The 16,936-nt window shown below is 61.1% G+C and carries 11 protein-coding genes and 1 pseudogene; 2 read left to right on the plus strand and 10 right to left on the minus strand.

Features of this window, described 5'->3' with window-relative positions; genetic code table 11:
• Positions 1-18: 18 nt before the first annotated feature.
• From C7S18_RS16540 to C7S18_RS16560, 5 genes and pseudogenes are all read right to left on the minus strand, one after another.
• On the minus strand, positions 19-4,959 hold the full coding sequence (locus tag C7S18_RS16540; protein ID WP_106892614.1) for an NAD-glutamate dehydrogenase: 4,941 nt from the start codon (positions 4,957-4,959) through the stop codon (positions 19-21).
• 152 nt (positions 4,960-5,111) lie between these two features.
• The gene (locus C7S18_RS16545) at positions 5,112-5,456 is read right to left on the minus strand and encodes an FmdB family zinc ribbon protein (RefSeq protein ID WP_106892615.1); all 345 of its coding nucleotides are present in this window, start codon (positions 5,454-5,456) and stop codon (positions 5,112-5,114) included.
• Between the two features lie 619 nt (positions 5,457-6,075).
• Complete coding sequence (rpoH, locus tag C7S18_RS16550; RefSeq protein ID WP_106892616.1) at positions 6,076-6,951, minus strand: RNA polymerase sigma factor RpoH; 876 nt, start codon at positions 6,949-6,951, stop codon at positions 6,076-6,078.
• A 173-nt stretch (positions 6,952-7,124) separates the two neighbouring features.
• Positions 7,125-8,066 (minus strand): annotated as a pseudogene (locus C7S18_RS16555) (TerC family protein); the annotation flags it as partial.
• 309 nt (positions 8,067-8,375) lie between these two features.
• Positions 8,376-8,615, minus strand: a complete 240-nt coding sequence (locus C7S18_RS16560; protein ID WP_106892618.1) for a DUF1244 domain-containing protein — start codon at positions 8,613-8,615, stop codon at positions 8,376-8,378.
• 210 nt (positions 8,616-8,825) lie between these two features.
• Between C7S18_RS16560 and C7S18_RS16565 the strand changes: the two genes are divergently transcribed.
• On the plus strand, positions 8,826-9,632 hold the full coding sequence (locus C7S18_RS16565; RefSeq protein WP_170113315.1) for an FHA domain-containing protein: 807 nt from the start codon (positions 8,826-8,828) through the stop codon (positions 9,630-9,632).
• A gap of 140 nt (positions 9,633-9,772) precedes the next feature.
• On the opposite strand, the gene def is transcribed toward C7S18_RS16565, so the two are convergent.
• Complete coding sequence (gene def / locus C7S18_RS16570) at positions 9,773-10,279, minus strand: peptide deformylase (protein WP_106892620.1); 507 nt, start codon at positions 10,277-10,279, stop codon at positions 9,773-9,775.
• Between the two features lie 315 nt (positions 10,280-10,594).
• Between def and pepN the strand changes: the two genes are divergently transcribed.
• Positions 10,595-13,222 carry an aminopeptidase N gene (gene pepN, locus C7S18_RS16575; RefSeq protein ID WP_106892621.1) on the plus strand — a complete coding sequence of 876 codons (2,628 nt, stop codon included), beginning with the start codon at positions 10,595-10,597 and terminating at the stop codon, positions 13,220-13,222.
• A gap of 56 nt (positions 13,223-13,278) precedes the next feature.
• Here the strand turns inward: pepN and C7S18_RS16580 are convergent, their stop codons facing one another.
• The 4 genes from C7S18_RS16580 to C7S18_RS16595 form a co-directional block, all read right to left on the minus strand.
• Entirely contained in the window at positions 13,279-13,596 is a 318-nt protein-coding gene (locus tag C7S18_RS16580) for a hypothetical protein (RefSeq protein WP_106892622.1), read from the minus strand.
• Between the two features lie 184 nt (positions 13,597-13,780).
• A complete protein-coding gene (grxD, locus tag C7S18_RS16585) occupies positions 13,781-14,704 on the minus strand; it encodes a Grx4 family monothiol glutaredoxin (protein ID WP_240623916.1) in 924 nt (307 codons plus the stop codon).
• A 463-nt stretch (positions 14,705-15,167) separates the two neighbouring features.
• Complete coding sequence (locus tag C7S18_RS16590) at positions 15,168-16,229, minus strand: sensor histidine kinase (RefSeq protein WP_146151964.1); 1,062 nt, start codon at positions 16,227-16,229, stop codon at positions 15,168-15,170.
• The gene (locus C7S18_RS16595; protein ID WP_106894070.1) at positions 16,222-16,890 is read right to left on the minus strand and encodes an alpha/beta hydrolase; all 669 of its coding nucleotides are present in this window, start codon (positions 16,888-16,890) and stop codon (positions 16,222-16,224) included. Before C7S18_RS16595 ends, C7S18_RS16590 begins: the two co-directional genes overlap by 8 nt.
• Positions 16,891-16,936 lie beyond the last annotated feature (46 nt).

Below are 16,936 nucleotides of genomic sequence, written 5' to 3' on the forward strand. Positions count from 1 at the left end.
GTCATGGGCGACCGCAAATCAGCCGCGCGCACCTGCTTGAGCCAACTGCGCCAGACGACGCACGGCCACCGACACGGTCGGGTAATCCATGATCACCTGCGTGCGCATATCGGCGAACATGTTGAGCGTGAACTTGAGCGCCGGGTCGTCGCGTTTCAGGAAGGTCTGCACGCGCTCGCTGCCATCGCCCTGCCCGCGTTCCAGCACCTGTGCAGCGAGCGCGCGCTGCTGCGCGAACAACTCATCTCGCAACACACCACGCGCGTGTGCGTGCCAACGACCCTCGACTGGCAGCTCTTCGATCTTCTGCATGAGCCACTTCAACGAGAGCGCCTCGCCAAGCCCAAAATAGACCTGCGCGACGGCATCGACCGGCAACTTGCGCTCGTGACTCACTTCAATGATGTCGAGCGCCGATGCCAACGTATTCAGACTGCTGAGCTGATCGGCCAGAGCGGTATCGAAGCCAGCTTTCAGCCAGCGTTCGCGATCAGCCGTTGATGCCTGCCGATCGGAATCGCTCATGACGTCGGTGAGCTTGGCTCGGAGCGTGATGAAGCCAGCGCCGTACTTGGCCACCGCCTGGGCGATATCGAGCCGCTCGCCAGGCAGATTCAATAGCCAACGCGTCAGCGCACGCATCAGGTTCCAGATGCGCAACATGGCGTCGATCTGCTGGTCGCCATGAACCTTGCCATCCAGCGCTTCGATCGCTGCCCACAGCGAGCGCGTGTCGAGCACCTCGCGGGCAATCGAATACGCCTTCGCGATCTGCGCTGGCGTCTCGCCCGTGTCTTCCTGCATGCGCATGACGAACGTGGCGCCCATGCGGTTGACCATGGAATTCGTCACCGCCGTCGCAATGATCTCGCGCCGCAGGCGGTGTCGCTCCATATGCGGCTTGTAGCGATCCTGCAGCGGCTTCGGGAAATAGCGCACGAGTTCGCGGCTGAGATAGGCGTCTTCCGGTACATCGGAATCGAGCAATTGGTTGAACAGCACGATCTTCGAGTAGCTGAGCAGAATGCTGAGCTCTGGTCGGGTCAGGCCCTGACCGCGCGCCTTGCGCTCGGCGAACTCCGCATCCGACGGCAGGTACTCCAGGCCGCGATCCAGCAAGCCCTGCGACTCCAGCGTGCGGATGAAGTGCTGCTTCGACCCGAGGCGCGACACGCTCATCCGCTCCATCAGGCTGATCGCCTGGTTCTGCAGATAGTTGTCGCGCAGCACCAGTTGGCCCACTTCGTCCGTCATCTCGGCCAGCAACGTGTTGCGCGCCGGGACGGTGAGTTCATTGCTCGCGAGCACGTCGTTCAGCAGAATCTTGATGTTGACTTCGTGATCCGACGTATCCACACCCGCAGAGTTGTCGATGAAGTCGGTGTTCAGGAGCACGCCGCTCATGGCGGCTTCGATACGACCCTTCTGAGTCATGCCCAGATTGCCGCCTTCGCCGACGATCTTGGCCCGCAAGTCCTTACCGTTGATGCGAAGACCGTTGTTGGCGCGATCACCGCAATCGGCGTGACTCTCGCTGCTGGCTTTGACATACGTGCCGATCCCGCCATTCCACAGCAAATCGACCGATGCCTTCAGAATGGTGTTCATCAGCTCATTCGGTGTCATCTGCTCGACATGATCGGCAATGCCAAGCACCGCGCGAACTTCTGGTGACACCGGAATCTGCTTCGCCGAGCGCGGGTACACGCCACCGCCGGCGGTGATGAGCGACTTGTTGTAGTCCTCCCAACTTGAACGCGGCAACTTGAAGAGGCGCTCGCGCTCAGCAAACGACACCGCGGCATCCGGGTTCGGATCGAGGAAGATATGCCGATGATCGAATGCGGCCAGCAGGCGAATATGGCGAGACAGCAACATGCCGTTGCCGAACACGTCGCCTGACATGTCGCCAATCCCGACGCACGTGAAGTCCTGGCTCTGGCAATCGCGACCCAGCGCGCGGAAGTGGCGTTTGACCGACTCCCAACCGCCCTTGGCGGTAATGCCCATGCCCTTGTGGTCGTAGCCCTGTGAGCCACCGGAGGCAAATGCATCGCCCAACCAGAAGCCATGCTCTTCCGACACGGAGTTCGCAATATCGGAGAACGTGGCCGTGCCCTTGTCAGCGGCGACGACGAGGTAGGGATCATCGGCATCGTGACGCACGACATCGCTCGGATGCTTGACGGCACCTTCGACCAGATTGTCGGTAATGTCGAGCAGCCCGTTGATGAACATGCGGTAGCAGCTGATGCCTTCGGCCAACTGCGCGTCGCGATCGCCACCAACCGGCGGCTTCTTGACGAAGAAGCCACCCTTCGCGCCGACGGGCACGATCACGGTGTTCTTGACCATTTGCGCCTTGACGAGACCAAGCACTTCCGTACGGAAGTCCTCACGACGATCCGACCATCGCAACCCGCCACGGGCCACCGGACCGAAGCGCAGATGCACGCCTTCGACGCGTGGACCGTAGACGAAGATCTCGCGATACGGACGCGGCTTTGGCAGCTCCGGAATTTTGGCCGGATCAAACTTGATGCTGATGTAGTCTTTGCAACGCCCGTTCACGTGCTGGAAGAAGTTCGTGCGGAGCGTTGCTTGGATGACGGTGATGAAGCTCCGCAAGATGCGATCGTCATCGAGGCTCTGCACACGATCGAGTGCGAGGCGCAGCAGTTTGCCGACGGCATCCATTTGGATGGCGCGGGTATCCTGGCGTGCGGCAAGCACCGCTTCGGCAGCTTGAGCCTTGGCGAGATCTTCCGGCATGACCATCTCGAGATCGCGCGCCAAGCGCTTCCGCGACTGATCGATCGCCTGTTTGGAGGTCTGGTCACGCGCCGGGTCGAACTTGGCTTCGAACTGTTCGACCAACAGGCGCGCGATCATCGGATAGCGATTGAGCGCCTCTTCCATATAGGTTTGCGAGAACGGCACACCGGTCTGCAGCAAGTACTTGCAGTAGCCGCGCAGCATCGCCACTTGGCGCCAGTCAAGACCGGCTGACAGGATCAGTCGATTGAACGCGTCGCTCTCGGCATCGCCACGCCAGATGCGCTCGAACGCCGCCTGGAACGATTCGCGCACCGCTTCGGCATCGACACTGCCCGTAGCGGGCTGCACTTCGAAATCCTGGATGAAGATTCGCGCATCGTTGGCCAAGTTCATCTGGTAAGGATGCTCGCTGAGTACGCGAAGCCCCATGTTCTCCATCATCGGCAGCGCTTCGGACAACGCGATTGGGTTGCCGTAGCGGAACAACTTGAAGCGGAGCGTTTGATCGTTCTTACGGCGCGAGCGGGTCAGGCTCAAGCGGATATCGTCGGCGCCCTTCAAAGACGCCGCGGTTTCGACATCGGCGGCAGCGACTGACGGGGTCGACTCTTCGATGTAGCCGGCGGGCAGCGCCTTGCCGAACTTCGTCGCCAGCTTCAGGCCTTTTTCCTCGCCATGCTTTTGGATCAGCGCATCGCGCAGGTCGTCGTACCAGTTGCGGACGATGCTGGCGATCTTGCTTTCCAACTCCGCCACGTCCACGTCGGCATGATCGCCGGCCTTCGGCCGAATGATCAGATGCAAGCGCGCCAGCGCTTCCTCGCCAACGTGCACGGCGGAGTCGACGCGCTCGCCACTGAACGCACGGCGCATCGTGGTCTCAATGCGCTCACGCACGTCTTGGTTGAAGCGGTCGCGCGGCAGGTAGACGAGGCAGGAATAGAAGCGACCGTAAATGTCGCGGCGCACGAACACACGCACGCGCGAGCGCTCGGCGAGTGCCAGTACTTCCATCGCGGTTTCGAACAATTCTTGCGTGCTGGCCTGGAGCAGCTCATCACGCGGCAACGTTTCCATGATGTGCCGAAGCGCCTTGCCGCTGTGACCCTGCGGCTTCAGACCGGAGTCGCGCATCACGGCTTCATGTTTGGTCCGGACCAGTGGGATGTCCCACGGCCGGGCCATGTAGGCACCCGAACTGAACAAGCCGAGGAACCGCTCCTCCCCGATGGCTTTACCGTTCGCGTCGAAGCGCAGAATGCCGATGTAATCCATGTAGCCCGGACGATGCACGCTTGAGCGCGCGTTGGTCTTGGTCAGAATCACCACCTTGCTCGCCTCGGCGCGCGGCACGTCGCGGGCAGCCAAGCTTTTCAGCGGACGCATCTTGCCTTCCGGCAAACGCAGAATGCCAAGCCCCGTGCCGTCCACGACGCGCAGGAAATCTTCCTTGCCTTCGGTGTAGGTTTCGTACTCGCGGTAGCCGAGGAACGTGAAGTGGTCATTCGCGACCCAGCGCAAGAACGCTTCCAATTCGTCGCGTCCAAGCTGGTCAATCGGCAGATTTCGGGACTTCAGCTCATCGGCAATGGTCAGCATGCGTTGTTTCATGCCAGCCCAGTCGCGCACCGAGGCGCGCACCGCATCGAGCGCTTCCTTGATGAGTTGTTCCAACCGCTCCAACTGTTCTGGCTCGGCGCGACGATCCACCTCGAAGAACATGATGGATTCGAGCTTGCCGGCAGCCCCGGCGGCGCCTTCCTCATACATGCCAAGCAGATGGCCGCCAGCGTCGCGATGCACCAACAGCACTGGATGCACCACGGCGTGCACAAAGTTATCGGCCTGATTGATCGCCATGCCGACCGAGTCCACCAGGAACGGCATGTCTTCGACCGTCACCTGAACCACGGTGTGGTGGGTGTCCCAACCGCATTCGTCCTTGGTCGGGTTGAACACGCGCACGTTGGCGGCGTCTGGCTTCCGGACCTGGGTGAACTCAAACAACCCGGTCAACAAGGCTGCCCAGCTGTCGGCGTCGCGGGCCAGCAAGTCCTCGGCGTAAACGCGCTTCAGAAACAGGCGGACGAAGGGTTCGGCGTGCTTGAAGCGCGGCGCGGGCATTCGCGACTTCAGCAGTTCGAGAATGGCTTGGGCGCGGCCAAGGGCTGCATCGTTCATGGCGGATTTCCCGGACGAAAAGCGAAAAATGGTCGCAAATTCTAGTGAGGGAACCTGAATCCCAACACCCCGGTTGTTTGAATGGCCTGCAAATGGTCAGGGATCGCCGCACCCGACTCATTCGGCCCGAACGTCTGCTTCAGCGGATCGCGTCAGTCGCTATTGCCGCCACTCGCGGCACTACCGCCAGTCGAACCGCCCGCACTCGAACTGCTGGTACTCGAACTGCCCGCACTAGAACTACCGGCACCCGAGTCGCCACTGCTGCCACCTGAGCCGCCGCTGTCGCCCGCCAGGTTGCGCTTCTTGTCGCCGCTCTTCTTGAAGTCTGTCTCGTACCACCCGCTACCCGCCAGTCGAAACGACGGCGCGGTGACGCGGCGCTGGATGGGGCCCTGATGACAGCGCTCGCACTGCGTCGGATCCGGATCCGACAGTTTTTGGAGGTGGTCAAACACGTGACCGCAGGTTTGGCATTCGTACTCGTAGATCGGCATGGCTTTTCGGAAAACTCAAATAAGCGTTGGAGTGTAACAGGCCCCTGAAACCGCCCCACAAAACCCAAGCGCGCCACGCGCGCCATGGATGGCGCGCCCGCAGATCAAACGCGTCAGCGGTTGAGCCGGCGGGAGCGAGTCCGGGCATGTACCGGACTCGCGACTTGAAAAGCGCTCAGGATGAGCGGTTTTCAAAGGCAAACCACTGGCGCGCCCGCGGATCAAACGCGTCAGCGGTTGAGCCGGCGGGAGCGAGTCCGGGCATGTACCGGACTCGCGACTTGAAAAGCGCTCAGGATGAGCGGTTTTCAAAGGCAAACCACTGGCGCACCCGCGGATCAAACGCGTCAGCGGTTGAGCTGGCGGGAGCGAGTCCGGGCATGTACCGGACTCGCGACTTGAAAAACGCTCAGGATGAGCGGTTTTCAAAGGCAAACCACTGGCGCGCCCGCGGATCAAACGCGTCAGCGGTTGAGCCGGCGGGAGCGAGTCCGGGCATGTAACGGACTTCCGACTTGAAAAGCGCTCAGGATGAGCGGTTTTCAAAGGGGGATATAAACGCAAACACGCGCCGAAGCGCGTGTTTGCAAGCAAGCAGACCGTCCCTGGCGGGCGCCGATCAGGCCGCGATCAGCAATCCCTTGATCTTCTTGAACGCGTTCGCCTCGATCTGGCGGATGCGTTCGGCCGAGACTTTGTACTCGTCGGCCAGTTCTTGCAACGTGGCGGTCTTCTCGATCAGCCAGCGCCGCGTCACGATGTCACGCGAGCGGGCGTCCAGACCGGCCAGACCTTCACGCAGCGCATCCAGCTGATGCCCGCTGGAGTCGTCCAGCTCCAATGCATCGGCGGGGCTGGCATGGTCGTCGATCAGATACGCCACCGGCGAGGGCCTGGCATCGTCATCACTGTCGGTCGGGGCGTCAAAAGCTAAGTCATGACCATTCAGCCGGGCTTCCATCTCGCGGACTTCGGCCGGTTCAACGTTCAGCTCGCGGGCAACGGTGTTGACTTCTTCATTGTTCATCCAGCCCAGGCGCTTTTTCGACTTCCTGAGATTGAAGAACAGCTTGCGCTGGGCCTTGGTCGTTGCGACCTTGACGATGCGCCAGTTCTTCAGGATGAACTCATGCATTTCGGCCTTGATCCAATGCACAGCAAAGCTCACCAACCGCACGCCCTGGTCGGGATCGAAGCGCTTGACCGCTTTCATCAGGCCGATGTTGCCTTCCTGAATCAGGTCGGCCATGCCAAGACCGTAACCTTGGTAGCCGCGGGCCACATGCACGACGAAGCGCAGATGCGAGAGAATCATGCGCTTGGCCGCATCCAGATCGTTGTCCTGGCGGACTTTCTGGGCCAGTTCGAACTCTTCTTCGCCCGCCAGCATCGGCACGCGATTGACCGCGCTGATGTAGGCGTCGAGCGAGCCGAGGGCACTCGGCACCAGCCAGTTCTGATTGAAATTTTGGTTTAAAGCCAAAGCTTGAGTCATGGTTCCCCTCCTTGGGGAGAGCAAGTTTAGCAGTCTACGACTTGGACTGCTAAACCTTCGGAAAGTTCCAGATGGGTCGCAGTGCGCGGATTTCAATGGCGGTCCGGATTGGGCAGGGGCGCCGCCGTCGGCCCTGAGTCCGATCCCGGGGCATCGGCCGCGGGGGCCATCACCTTGGGCGGCGACATCATGCTGATCAGGACGCTGGTCACCAGGATCGACACAACGATCCCGAGCGACATGAAGGCCGGAATCTTGAAGAAGTCGACGACCAGCATCTTGGTGCCCACAAAAATCAGCACCAACGCCAGGCCGTACGTCAGCAAATGGAAGCGCTCCTTCATGTCGGCGAGCAGGAAGTACAACGCGCGAAGACCCAGGATCGCGAAGATGTTGGCGGTCATCACGATAAACGGATCTTCGGTGATCGCAAAGATTGCCGGGATCGAGTCGACCGCAAAGATGATGTCCGTCACGGCAATCAGCACCACCACCACAAACAATGGTGTCAGCCAGCGTTTGCCGTCGCGGAAGTACGAAAACTGCTCACCCTGAAAGTCGCGACTGAGCGGCAAGTGGCGGCGCATCCAGCGCAGGATCGGGTTCTGTTCCAGATCGGGCGCTTCATCGGCAAACCACAGCATTTTGCCGCCCGTGATCAGCAAAAACAGACCAAACAGATACAGGATCCAATGGAACTTGGCGATCAGCACGGCGCCGAGCAGAATCATCACCGCCCTAAGCACGATGGCGCCAATCACCCCGATGATGATCACGCGCTTCTGAAACTCCAGCGGCACGGCAAAATACGTGAAGATCATCAGGAAAACGAAGATGTTGTCGACCGATAACGACTTTTCGATCAAATAGCCGGTCAAGAACTCGCTCGCTTTCTGAGCCGCCACCTGCGGCCCAAAGCTATCGCGCAGATACCACCAGAGCCCGGCGCAGAACACCAGGGCCAGCAATACCCAGATCAGCGACCAGCCGGCGGCTTCCTTTACCGACACTTTGTGCGCACCTTGGGCACGCAAAACGACCAGATCGACGACGATGGCGACTATAACGAACGCAAAAAACGCCACCCACATCCACCACTCACCCACAGTTGTCATCAGCTTCTCCCTGAAGGAAATCAAGGAACGGAACAGGCAAATACGTCCTGGCCTCCGTTTCCGGTACAGGCATGCCCGGGCTGTAACGCCCGTACTGCCTTAGGCCAAGGTCTTGCTCGCCACCGACTGATGACCTGCGCGTCCGGGAATGGTCGATTCCGTCTTGACGAAGCGCGCAGCTTGAGAGCTACTCCCCTTGGAGTTTGTGATCCGATCCGAAACCGGACCGAATTGGTGCAGATTATTCACGAGTTTCGTGAGCGAAGCGTCAAGGGGACGCGAATCACCTGACGCAACTCGCCGCGACACTCATTTCTGGTATTGCGCCTTCCAAACCTCATACGGCATGCCATAGACCCATTCCCGTACTGCTTCTTTGTCGAGCGTCTGACCTTGCTCGGCCGCCGCTTCCTGGACCCATTTGGCCAGACAATTCCGGCAAAAGCCGGCCAAGTTCATCAGATCAATGTTCTGGACATCCTTGCGCGCATCCAGGTGCGCGATCAGACGACGAAAGGCGGCAGCTTGAATAGCGTCATCGGGGTTCATAGGGACCTGAGAAATCGACAAGAGGACGTTGATTTTGGGACAGATTGACCCATCGTGCACAGCTTACATGGGCAGCGCCATCTGCTAGAGTCGGGCCCAGTTTCCGGGGCGAGGGTGCCAATGCGGCTTCACTTTCCGGATGGGGAACATGCAGATTTCGTCTTGTCCGAAGGGCAGACGTCTGTAGGCTCCACGTCCGACAATCGGATCATGATCACCAAGGGCGGGGTGCAAGCGCACCACGCTCTGTTCACACTGGACGCCCGCGGTCTGGTGCTCGCAGTGCTGCCCGACGGTCTTGGCCGGTCTCATGTCAATGCGCGCCCAGTACGTGAAATGGCCCTCGTCCGCATGGGCGATGTGGTCACCTTCGGGGCGGTCAATGCCCTGGTGAAACCCATCTCGGATAAACATGTGAGTGGCTTCAAACCGCCTGAATCAAGTCCCGAACCGAAGCTCTCGGACGAACCGGAAACCCGGTTCCGGAACGTGCCACCGAAAGCGGTGCTGCGCGGCGTATCGGGCCAGTACTTCGGACTGATTGTCCCGATCCCGGGACGCTTGGTGATTGGCCGCGGCAGCGAGGCCGATCTGTCGCTGGACGAACCTGAAATGTCGCGCCGACACGCGTCTCTCGAGGTCTCGGCTGATGGCCTCTATCTGCGCGACTTGGGCTCTGCCAACGGCACGTTTGTCAACGGCGTCCAGGTTCGCGATGCCTGCCTCTATAGTGGCGACCAGATTGCCTTCGACCGGAATCGCTTTCTCGTGGAAGCGCCCGGCCTGCCGCAACGCCCCAAGGCCGACATCACGGGCCCCGTCCGGGCACCGGTTGAGTCCACGCAAACCCTGAATCAGATTCGCCTCGACCCGCCCAATCCGGCGGCCGGGACCCCGGCGCCAAGCCCGGTGCCGCCCGAAACCGGCAAGAGCAGTCGTGGCGTGCCGCCGTGGGCGCTGATGCTGATCGGCGCAGCCGTCGTCGTAGCGATCGTCCTGCTGATCAACGCGCGCTGAGACCAATAAGGCGGGCCTGAATAAGGCCATCCTGGACTTTCAGACCCGCAACGAGTCCGGCACGTGTCCGGACTCGTTGCTCCAGAATCAAGCACTTCCGTGCTCGACTCTGGGCGGGCCTGCCAATCGTTCGTTGCGCGTCAGGCGGCCTTGAACTTGCGTTGCTTCTCGAGTTTCTTCTTGACCATGTCGCGCTTCAACGGCGACAGGTAATCGACGAATACTTTGCCGGCCAAGTGATCCATCTCGTGCTGAATGCAGATCGCGAGCAAACCGTCAGCCTCGATTTCGAACGCCTCGCCATGACGATTCTGGGCGCGAACGCGGATCTGATTGGCGCGGGTCACATCGGCGTAGATGCCCGGGACCGACAGGCAGCCCTCCTGATACACCTGCTCGCCAGCGCGGGTCAGCACCTCCGGATTGATGAACACCATCGGCTGATCCTTGCCTTCGCTGACATCGAGCACCAGCAATTGCTGGTGTACGTCCACCTGCGTGGCGGCCAGACCGATCCCGGGCGCGGTGTACATGGTTTCGAACATGTCATCGATCAGGGTCTGCAGACCGACGTCGAATTGCGTCACCGGTTGCGCCTTGGTGCGCAGTCGCGGGTCAGGGAATTCCAGAATGGTGAGTTTGGCCATGGCGATCTCCAGATCGCATCAAGATAAAGCCCCGTCCTCGTGCTTTCAACCACAGCGTTCAGCTGGCGCCTGGCGTTTTTGTCTAGCCGGGCCGACCGACGCGGGCCGCGCTGGCAAGCAAAGACCCACCTAGCCACCTAAGCCATTGATCCTAAAGCTGTGCGCGAACGACGACATCAAGTTGCTTGCCAACCACAACAGCAAGACTCGGCCGTCTTCCGTTCACAATGGTTGTGCGCTGGAACCGCCACCCGGCATCCGGCACCCAGGACCTGCGACAGGTCCGGGTGCGAGCAAGCTTTGCAATAATGGGGTATGACCGATCCCATTCGACTTGCGGACTACACGCCGCCCCCTTACGTGATCGACCACGTGTCGCTCGACTTCCAACTGGACTTTGAGCAGACGGAGGTCGACAGCCGACTCAGGCTTCGTCGGCATCCGGACGCCTTGCCCGGCCGTGAACTACTGCTGCACGGCGAAGACTTGAGCCTGTTGGCAATCGCCATCGACGGCCAGCCGCTGGCACCGGCGCAATACGCCGTCAGCGCAGAAGGCCTGCGCCTCATTGATCCGCCAGCCGAGTTCGAGTTGCATACGCGCGTGCGGATTCATCCCGCACGCAACACGCGCCTCGAGGGCCTCTATCAGTCCAGCGCGTTTCTGCTGACACAGTGCGAGGCGGAAGGCTTTCGCCGGATCACCTATTTTCTCGATCGCCCAGACGTCATGGCCCGCTTTACCGTGCGCCTGGAAGCCGATCAACAACAGTTCCCGGTGCTGCTGTCGAACGGCGACGATGTCGCCCAGGGCACCCTGGCGAATGGACGACATTTTGTCCAGTGGCAAGACCCATGGCCCAAACCCAGTTACCTGTTCGCGATCGCGGCCGGCGCGCTCGGCCATATCGAGGACTATTTTCGGACGCGGAGCGGTCGGGATGTTCGGCTGCGAATCTATGCCGAACCGCGCGCCCTGCCCCGTTCCTGGTTCGCCCTGGACGCGCTGAAGCGATCGATGCGCTGGGACGAAGCGCGCTACGGTCTGGAGTACGACCTCGATCAGTTCAACATCGTCGCCACCTATGACTTCAACATGGGGGCCATGGAGAACAAGAGCCTCAACATCTTCAACGCCAAGGCCATCGTCGCCGACCTCGAACGCGCGACCGACGCCGATCTGACTTATGTCGAGGCTGTGGTGGCCCATGAGTATTTCCACAACTGGACCGGCAATCGCGTGACGTGCCGCGACTGGTTCCAACTCTCGCTGAAAGAGGGGCTCACGGTTTACCGCGATCAGGAATTCTCGGCCGATCAGGGTTCCCGAGCGGTGAAGCGGATTGACGATGTCCGCTTGCTGCGCGCCAATCAATTTCCTGAGGACAGCGGCCCGTTCGCCCACCCGGTCCGACCGTCGGAATACGTCGAAATCAACAACTTCTATACCGCCACCGTCTACGAAAAGGGCGCCGAAATCGTAAGGCTTTATGAGCGCGTGCTCGGCCGGGAGGGCTTTCGCCGGGGCATGGATTTGTACTTCCAGCGCCACGACGGCCAGGCCGTCACCACCGACGATTTTCGCGCGGCAATGGCCGATGCCAATGGCGTCGATCTGAGCCGATTCAGCCGCTGGTACGAACAGGCAGGCACGCCGATTCTGACCGTTACCGAACAATTCGACTCGGAGCGGGGCGTGCTCACGGTGCAGTTCAGTCAGGAAACACCAGGCACCCTCGGCCAGGCCGACAAGCTGCCCGTGCCGATTCCGATTCCAATCGCGCTCTATCGCCAGGACGGGTTACGCCTGCCCCTGCAGCAGCGCGACGTGGGACCACCGCTGGCGGGTGCCATGCTCGTGCTGACCGAGGCCAGCCAAACGCTGCAGTTTGACGGTCTGCAGGAGAAGCCCGTGTTGTCGGTACTACATGATTTCTCGGCGCCGGTAGCGCTTCGGCATCGCCAATCCGTGGCTGAACTCAGCGTGCGCCTGGGCTTCGAGCAGGATCCGTTCTGCCGGTTTGAGGCCGCCCAGAATCTTGGGGAGCATCTGATTCAGTCCGTGTATGCGGGCCAAGCGCTCGATGCCGTCAGCGGCCTGGCCGAGATCGGCCGAGCGTTCAAAGCACTCTGCGCCGACGCCGGTCTGGATCCAGCCGTCTTGGCTGAATGCCTGAACCTGCCCGACGAGGCCTATTTGTCTGAACGCATGCAGGCGATCGATCCTTCCCGCCTGTTCCACGCCCGCCAGGCGGTCGCGACGTGGCTGGGGCAGCAGCTCGAAGGCGCCCTGCTCCAGCACTACCACCGCGAGGCCCAATCGGCAGGCGGTGGTTTCGACGCCCCGTCGACTGCGGCCCGTCGAATTCGCCACCGGGCGCTGGCGTTGCTGATTGCCGGCGACGCGACGCGGCACGGCGCGCTCGCATCGGAGCTGGCAGTCACCGCGCGCAATATGACAGAGCGTCTCGCTGCCCTGAGTCTTTTGGTCCATTTCGGCTTGGCCGATCAAGAAGCGGCCTTGGCGCAGTTCTATCAGCAGTACGAAGACGATCCGCTGCTGCTCGACAAGTGGCTGTCGGTTCAGGCCAGCAGCCCACAACCGGATGCGTTGAGCCGCGTTCGTGCGCTCCTCAAGCACCCTGCCTATACCCACCGGAATCCGAACAAGGTCCGTGCCCTGATCGGCACATTTGGCCGCCTGAATCGTCTGCATTTTCATGCCGCCGACGGCAGTGGCTACGCCCTCTATGCCGATGCGCTGCAAGCCGTGGATGCACTGAATCCGCAGGTCGCGGCAAGGCTCTCTGCCGCATTCAACGGCTGGCGGCGCTTCGAACCGCTGCGTCAGGAAGCCATGCGGCGGACCCTGCAACGCCTGCTGCAAGCCGGGCTCTCGAAGGACAGTGCTGAAATTGTCACCAAAGCGCTGGAAGCCAGCTGAAGACCACGCCGCGGTGTCGCGTTCGACTGACGGATTAGCCGACCCCGCTCGGCTGGTCAGTTTGTCTGCACGAAGATGACTTCGGGCGGTTTCTTCGGATTGGCCGGGTCGTATTGCAGCCGGCACATGAAGTTCAGAGAACCATCCGGGTCGAGCTTTGCGGTAGCAGAGATTTCCGAAATACCGGAACTATCGGGGCTCGTCACCGCCTTCAACATGGCCTGTTTGTCAACCGTGAACACCTGATCGCCAAGACGTTCTTTCAGCCCCTGCTCGCAGAGATCGACCGCCACTTGCTCTGTCGACGGCCCGCAGCCAACGAGCGACGACAGCAAAGCCACGATCAGAAAACGCGATCCCATTGCGGTCTTCATAACGGCACCCTCCACGATGCTTTGAATCTAGCGCGAAGCAGGTAGTGCGACAATGATCACAAACGAAAACGAGTCTTACGTGGCAGCCAATCTGCTGTGCCGTTCTGGGCTTTCTTGACGAAAGGTGTCCAACTGCATGCCAAGACGCGCCCAAATCGCGTTCGCGTGTGCCGAACTTCCTTTTTCAGTAGCGGGGAACGCTCGGATCAATTTCGAGCGCCCAGGCATCAATGCCACCTTCAACGTTCATCACCTTGGTAAAGCCCTGCGCCACGAAATGCTCGGCCGCCGATCGACTGGAGATGCCGTGATGGCACAAAAATGCCAATGGCTGGTCCTTGGGAAGCGCAAGCACGGCCGCGAGCTGCCCTTCCAGCACCCGGTGCGGGCCAGGGAATGTCGCAACTTGGCGCGCGGCGGCGGGGCGCACATCGATGACAGTGACCGAACCGGCGGTCAGCATCTGCTGCAAGTCGCGCACGCTGATCGCCCGCACACCCTGTGGCCGGTTGGGGTTGTTTAGAACCAGACCCGCGCCTTGCACGGTTTCGGCCCAGTCGATTTCCAGGCCATCAGCGCGACGCGCCGACGCGAGGTCGAAATGGATCGTAATGCCGTTGGCGGTGGCCACGATCTCGTGCCCCTTTGCGGGCATCACCACAAACCGGGCGCGGTACTGCGCGTCGATCTGCAGGTGCAACACGTCGTCTTCGCTCTCATCCAAACCGTCGCGAATGGCGGCTGCGGCCCGGTCCGAAATGCTCAGAACCGGCGGGGTCCGATCCGGCGTCGGCTGCCCAAGCAAGCGGTGCAATTCACCCGAGTTCGACAGTTCGCTGATGATGTCAGCGCCGCCGACGAGTTCGCCCCGGACGTAGAGCTGCGGAATGGTCGGCCAGTTGCCGTATGCCTTGATGCCTTCGCGAATGTCCGGGTCGGCGAGCACATCGACGTCGGCGAAGTCGGCGCCGACTGCGTTCATCGCTTCGAGAGCGGCCGCCGAGAACCCGCAGCGCGGCTGCTGTTTGCTCCCTTTCATGAACAGGACGACCGGATTCGCGTTCAGAATGGCTTCGATTCGGGCTTGGAGATCAGGGGGGAGGCTCACAGTCGGCTCAGCTTTGGTTCGAGAAGAAGGCGCGGAGGGTAGCAGGCAGACAGTTATGACGGGTCTGAATAAGTCCATCCTGGACTTTCAGACCCGCACTGAGTCCGGCACATGTCCGGACTCAGTGCTCCAGAATCAAGCACTTCCGTGCTCGATTCTGGGCGGGCCATCCATGGCCAGTATTTGCTGGTCTGAATAAGTCCATCCTGGACTTTCAGACCCGCAATGAGTCCGGCACATGTCCGGACTCAGTGCTCCAGAATCAAGCACTTCCGCGCTCGATTCTGGGCGGGCCATCCATGGCCAGTATTTGCTGGTCTGAAGAAGTCCATCCTGGACTTTCAGACCCGCACTGAGTCCGGCACATGTCCGGACTCAGTGCTCCAGAATCAAGCACTTCCGTGCTCGATTCTGGGCGGGCCATCCATGGCCCGCATCGCCTCTGAACGTGGTCAGAGGCTCCTTATGGATCTGGCATGAGCGGCAGGCGGAGCGTCACGCGATAGTGATCGCCCTGATCAACAGCCAGGAGTTCGGCGCGCTCGGCATAGCGAAGCCGCAGGCGATCGCGGATATTGCCGAGCGCCACATGATTGCCCCGACTGAGCGCCGGGTTCAGGCCTTGGCGCGGTTTGGGGTTCAATACCGTGATCAATAAAGACCCCGCTGTCTGGCGCGCTTCGACGTGCACTTGACCGCCCTCGGCGAGCGCCTGAATCCCATGATGAATCGCGTTTTCAACCAAGGGTTGCAGACACAGCTGCGGCACGAGGGTCTGCTCCAGTTCATGGGGCAGGTCGAGCACGATGGCGAGGCGCGGGCCAAGGCGCAGCTGCTCGATTTCCAAATATCGCCGCGTCAGCGCAAACTCCTCGGCCAGCGGCCACTCCTTGGTTTCTGGTGCCAGCGCCGCCCGAAACAAGTCGGCGAGGTCGAGAATCGCTTGTTCTGCCTGCCGCGGTGCGATTTCAATCAGACTGGCCGCCGTGTTCAGGGTATTGAACAAGAAGTGCGGCCGGATACGCGCATGCAAGGCATCGAGTTGCGCCCGCGCTTGCGCAGCCACCTGGCGCTTCCAGCGTTCCTGCACGAAGAAGTAGCGCATGACCACGATTCCGGTCAGCAGACTCAACAGCGCGAGACCCAACACGAATTGCGGCAACGACGTGGCCGGCGACAGCAGATGCAGGTTCAGACTGTGATCGAGCTTGCCCAACATCGTGCCACCGAAAATCGCAATCAGGACCGGAATCAGCAAGGCCAGAGCGATGCTCAGCGTTTGCCGAAGGTGCGCCAGCAGCGGACCGAGCTTGCACAGCAGTACAGCACTCAACAGTGCGATCCATTGCGCGGCAAAACTGGCGGCCAGGAATTCCTGCAACCGGGGCAGCACGCGTGCCTGATCGGGCGCGATGACGATGACGGCCACCACGAGTTCGACGATCAAAATCAGGCTGGCAAGCACCGGCACCGAACAGAAGTCCGGCATCCACTCCGGCCGATCCCGGCGCGGTGTTTCAGGCAAGGCGTTCTTCCATCCAGTCGGCAATGTGACGGATCTCCTCGGCGCACACAGAGTGTGGCATGGGATAACTGTGCCAGGTGAGCGGGAATCCGAGCTGGGTCAGGGTACCGCGGGACATCAGACCAAGGCCCTGCGGCACGACGGGGTCCATGGCCCCATGCCCCATAAACACCGGGATGCCGCGAGCAGCGCTGCCGAGCTCAGCGGGCAGACTGCCGGCGATCGGCAGATAGGTCGACAACGCGATGGCACCGGCCAACGTTTCATTACGGCGCACCGTCAATGCCAACGTGATCGCGCCGCCTTGCGAAAACCCCGCCAGGAATTGGCGCGCAGGCGGAATGCCGCGGGTGGTTTCGCGTTCCAGCAACGCCTGCACCTGCTCGATCGACTGGCGGACCCCGGCTTCGTCCTGACGCTGCGCTATTTCCATCCCCAGAATGTCGTACCAAGCGCGCATGCGAACGCCGCCATTGATGGTCACTGGCCGCACTGGCGCGTGCGGGAATATGAAGCGCAGACCCGGCCACGTCGGCCTGACGAGCTCCGGTACGATGGGTTCGAAATCGTGACCATCCGCGCCCAGGCCATGCAACCAGATGACGCTGTGAGTCGGGTTGGGCCGGGTTTCGATTTCGATGGTTTCAAGCACGTGCGGCATCCTTGTTTCAACGGCGTCCGACACCATGCCGGGGCCGATCATTGCA

Source organism: Ahniella affigens (assembly GCF_003015185.1).
Lineage (GTDB): Bacteria > Pseudomonadota > Gammaproteobacteria > Xanthomonadales > Ahniellaceae > Ahniella > Ahniella affigens.